Annotated in this window: 6 protein-coding genes; 5 read left to right on the forward strand and 1 reads right to left on the reverse strand. The window is 67.1% G+C overall.

Annotated elements, in window-relative coordinates:
* Nucleotides 1-185: 185 nt before the first annotated feature.
* The 4 genes from EB084_20735 to EB084_20750 all read left to right on the forward strand — a co-directional run bounded on the left by EB084_20735 (nt 186) and on the right by EB084_20750 (nt 2624).
* The gene (locus tag EB084_20735; GenBank protein NDD30693.1) at nt 186-815 is read left to right on the forward strand and encodes a hypothetical protein; all 630 of its coding nucleotides are present in this window, start codon (nt 186-188) and stop codon (nt 813-815) included.
* Complete coding sequence (locus EB084_20740) at nt 805-1173, forward strand: transcriptional regulator (GenBank protein ID NDD30694.1); 369 nt, start codon at nt 805-807, stop codon at nt 1171-1173. The genes EB084_20735 and EB084_20740 overlap by 11 nt, the downstream gene beginning before the upstream one ends.
* Nucleotides 1174-1229: 56 nt before the next feature.
* Nucleotides 1230-2066 carry a 4-hydroxy-3-methylbut-2-enyl diphosphate reductase gene (gene ispH, locus EB084_20745; GenBank protein ID NDD30695.1) on the forward strand — a complete coding sequence of 279 codons (837 nt, stop codon included), beginning with the start codon at nt 1230-1232 and terminating at the stop codon, nt 2064-2066.
* A gap of 165 nt (nt 2067-2231) precedes the next feature.
* Nucleotides 2232-2624 (forward strand): hypothetical protein, encoded by a 393-nt coding sequence (locus EB084_20750; protein NDD30696.1) that lies wholly within the window; start codon nt 2232-2234, stop codon nt 2622-2624.
* A 72-nt stretch (nt 2625-2696) separates the two neighbouring features.
* Here EB084_20750 and EB084_20755 read toward each other — a convergent pair whose 3' ends face one another.
* Entirely contained in the window at nt 2697-3737 is a 1041-nt protein-coding gene (locus EB084_20755; protein ID NDD30697.1) for a hypothetical protein, read from the reverse strand.
* Between the two features lie 269 nt (nt 3738-4006).
* Here EB084_20755 and EB084_20760 point away from each other — a divergent pair.
* On the forward strand, nt 4007-4231 hold a 225-nt coding region (locus EB084_20760; protein NDD30698.1), incomplete at its 3' end, for a hypothetical protein.

The raw sequence follows: 4231 nt of genomic DNA on the forward strand, positions 1-4231 counted from the left end.
GGCCTCGTGGTGGAGTCGTGCGTGTCCCCCTCGGCCTCGTGGTGGAGTCGTGCGTGTCCCCCTCGGCCTCGTGGTGGACTTGCCGCGGCTCCCCACGCCCTCATCGGGAGCCATTTCACTGGAGGACTTGCAACCCAGCGCACCCTCTGTTATAACTTTGTCATACAAAGTTCATCGGAGGCACCGTGGAGGTTCAAGAAGCCCTCAGCCAGGTGGCCGAGATCCGTCGGCACCTGCTTCGCACCGAGTTCTACCGCGGGTATCGCTCGCCCGTCATGGCCGCCACGAGCCTCGTGGCGGTGGGTGCGGCTGCGGTTCAGGGCGCGTTGCTCGACTCGCCACAGGCGGGGGGCTGGGTTGGCGCCGATGACCTCGGCTTTGTGCGTTTCTGGCTCGTGGTGGCCGCGGTGAACCTGCTTCTGGTGTCGACGGATGTGATGCTGTGCTACATCCCCCGCCTTTCGCGCGAGCAGCAGCGGTCGGCCTACAATGTGGTGGGGCAGTTCATCCCCTCGCTGTGCGGCGCCGCACTGGTGACCTGGGGGTGTGCCCGCGTCGGCGCCACGATGCTGCTGCCCGGCCTGTGGTGCACGCTGTTCAGCATGGGCGTGTTCGCCTCGCGCCCCTATCTGCCGCGAGGCGTAGGCTGGGTCGGCCTCTTCTACCTCGCCTGCGGCATGGTGCTGCTGGCGCTTGCGCCCACGGGTCAGGCCCTGACCCCCTGGGCGATGGGGGCGCCGTTCGGCATCGGGCAGTTGTGCCTCGGGCTCGTGCTCTACTACAACCTCGAGAGGCCCGGCCGTCATGCGCAGTGACGAGAGCGGCCGCTTCGCCTACGATGGCCTCGATCGCCTGCTGCATGAAAAGGCGCGTCTGGGTATCATGACCTCGCTGCTCACCCATCGTGAGGGGGTCTTGTTCAACGACCTGAAAGCCATGTGCGCCCTCACTGATGGCAACCTGAGCCGACATCTCCAGGCGCTCAGCAGCGCATCGCTGGTCGAGGTGATCAAGGGCCACGAGCATGGGCGTCCGCAGACCATGTGCCGTCTCTCGACCTTGGGACGCGAGCGTTTCATCGCCTACCTGAGTGAGCTCGAGCGCGTGCTTCGAGACGCATCGGTTCCTCTGGAGAGCCCCGCTTTTCCCGAAGGCGGTTGGGCGCCGGCCTAGCGCCCCCTTTTTTTGAGGAATTGCTTTGTAGCGCAAAGTGAAGGAGGTCTTCAGCAATGAACGTGGTTGTGGCGGAGCATCTCGGCATGTGCTTCGGGGTGAAACGAGCCCTCGACATCGCTGATTCGGTGAGCCAGCCGGAGCACGTGACCATGCTCGGTGAGATCGTGCACAACGAGCAGATCGTGTCGGCGCTGGCGGCCCGCGGTTACGTCACCCAGCCCGAGAGCGCGGGCACGCACATCCCAGATACGCCCGCGGTGCTGATCACCGCCCACGGCATCAGCGATCGGCAGCGCCACGCCCTTCTCGCGGCGGGAAAGTCGCTGCACGACACCACCTGTCCGCTGGTGACGCGGGTGCACAAGGTGGCCCGCATGCTGGCCGACAAGGGATACTTCATCGTGGTGATCGGCCGTCATGGTCACGTCGAGGTGCGTGGCCTCACGGGCGATCTCGATGCATTCGAGGTGGTCGAGCGCGTGGAGGAGGTTCGTTCGTACCGTCAGCCACGACTCGGTGTGGTGTGTCAGACCACCACCGCCCCCGCCGAGGCCACGCAGATTCGTGAGGCCATCGCGGCCGCCAATCCGGAGGCGGAGATCCGCTTCATCGACACCATCTGCCACCCCACAAAGGCCCGCCAGCAGGCTGTGGAGAGCCTTCTGCCTGAGGTGGACGCCCTCGTGGTGGTGGGGGGACGCACCTCGAACAACACGCGCCGGCTCGGTGATCTGGCCGAGGCCTGCGCGGTCCCGTGGCATCACGTGCAGACCGTCGATGACATCGATCCAGAATGGCGAAATCGCTACCGGGTCATCGGGCTCACGGCGGGAACGTCAACGCCGGACGAGGCCATCGAGGCTGTTCGAGAACGACTGATGGCGCTCTGACGCGCCCCCTCAACCATCCCGCGCACGCGCTGCCCGGCGGTTCTCACACGCCGAACACGTGCTGCGCGTGAGCCACATCACGATCGCCATGCAACACGGCGGTCACGTTGCCGACCAGACAAGTGTCAGAAAGACACGAGACACAGCAGAAAGAAGGCAACGACCATGAACTTCACCAGACTTCTCTCCATCTTCTCACATCGCGCATCAGCCGCGCCCGACGCGTCGCTCCCGTGCAACGCCGACGACAGCGCCCCAGACCAGCCGGACCCTTTTGCCCCCTCGCCCCCCCGGGGGACGGCCCACGTCGTGGAGATCAACCGCACCGACGTGCATGTGATCACGCGCTCCACCCGGAGCATCGGCGAGCTGATGCATGTCGACCTCGATACCGGCGACCGGCTCGTATCGGTGCCCGTGCGCGTTGGTCGGGTCTGGGAAGCCGGGGGCCTCTTTCACGTGGGCGGCACCTTCGAGAAGCTCGACGCGTCGCAGATGGCGGCCGTGCGCGCGTGCATCGCGGCACGGGCGGCCTGCCGCCGCGGTTGGGTGGCCTGACGGCCTCAGCGTGATCGCCGTGCTGTGACGAGCGCAGCGACGCGGTGACCACAAGGCATCAGTGCACCCGTGTCACGGTCGTCGGAGCCCCGCCTCACCCTCGGTCGGGGCGGTCGCGAGACGTTCCACCTCAGCCCGCGCCTGCGCGATTCGCACCGTGTAGGGGGGATGGGCGGGCGTCTGGGTGATGCTTGGGCCGCGCGCTTCCCCCTCGGTCGGTAGACCCGCACGTTGCGCTTGACGCTCCAGCATCTCCAGAACGGTGATGCTCGCGCGGGGGTCGTACCCCACGGAGTGGGCCAGCTCGATGCCCCTTCGGTCGGCGCGCAGCTCGGCGGGTTGGGAGATATAGCGGTTGTAGTAGCTGTCGAGAAGGGTTCCGATGGCGCGTGCGTCGCCGTTGTGTGGGTTGTCTCGCTCGGCCAGGCGCTGATGCTGCATCCGGAAGGCCGAGTACTGGAAGCCATCGAGCGTGTCGCGCTGCTCGACGTGTCCCACCTCGTGGCCGAGCACGAATCCGAGGGCGTCGTCGCTCTCGAGCTGGCGCAACGTCCCCTCGTTCACCAGCACGATGCCTCCAGGGACCGCCGTAGCCTGGATGGCGTCGCCCTTCAGCAGGCGGAACGCGTATCCCGTCTCTCGCCGCTGGGCGGCCGACACCACGCGGGTCGCCACATCGTCAAGGCGCGCCTGCAACGCGACGTCCTCGCTCGGCCCGCGCCGACCGCTCAGTGCGATGCGCGCGGCAACCTCTTGTCCGATGGCCTTCTCCACCCGCGGACTGATCAGTGCCTTTCCGGCCTCACCCGCGGCCGTGAACAGCATGGGTCCGAAACGCGCAAGCTGGGCGGCGAGCGACGCCCCGGTCTGCCCGCAGGCCTGGAGCGCGTACAGCACGGTGTGGGCGTGCTTCTCATCTTGCGGGAGCCCGCTGGTCGCGTGCGTCGCATATCGGCTGGGCCTGGCCTCGGTGGCGCTCTTGCCATCTGCGGCGCTCTTGCCATCGGCGGCGCTCGCGTGCGCCATGCGGGTCGCCCCGCCGCGGGCGACGGCACTTCCCCGCCAGATCGCGTTCAGAATTCCTCGGGTCGCCGTGCTCGAGACGCCGCGCATCGTCGCTGCCCCTTCCTCTGCATCCGGTGCCTGCCCGGTCGCCCCCGGAGGCCTGTGACGCCATCGTAGCCCAACACGGCCCCGGGGTCGCGCCACATCGCGTCAATGGTCGTCGCGACCCCGTGAGCTGCGCAACCCGGTAGGTGGGGCGGAGCGCAATCCCGAACCTCACCCCCGACTGCCCCCGCGCGTGACGATGATCACATCGTCGCCGCCGGTTGGTGGGCCATCTCACCGTTTGGTGCTGCGAGAGGCGGTAGACTCGAAGTATGAAGAACATCAACCAGCTCATCACCAAGAGCATCGTCGTCACCATCATCATCGTCGCGCTGAGCATCGCCTCCGCGTGGGCCGATGAGAATCGTGTCATCCGCCTCTCCAACGGGTCCACGAGCGTTCCCGCGTCGCTGCAGGTCACCGAGAACGCAGAGGGCGCCGTGGTCACCGACGCCGCACAGAGCTTCGTCGCCGTCATCAAGCCTCACGCGTACGCG

This window comes from Pseudomonadota bacterium, from assembly GCA_010028905.1.
Lineage (GTDB): Bacteria > Vulcanimicrobiota > Xenobia > RGZZ01 > RGZZ01 > RGZZ01.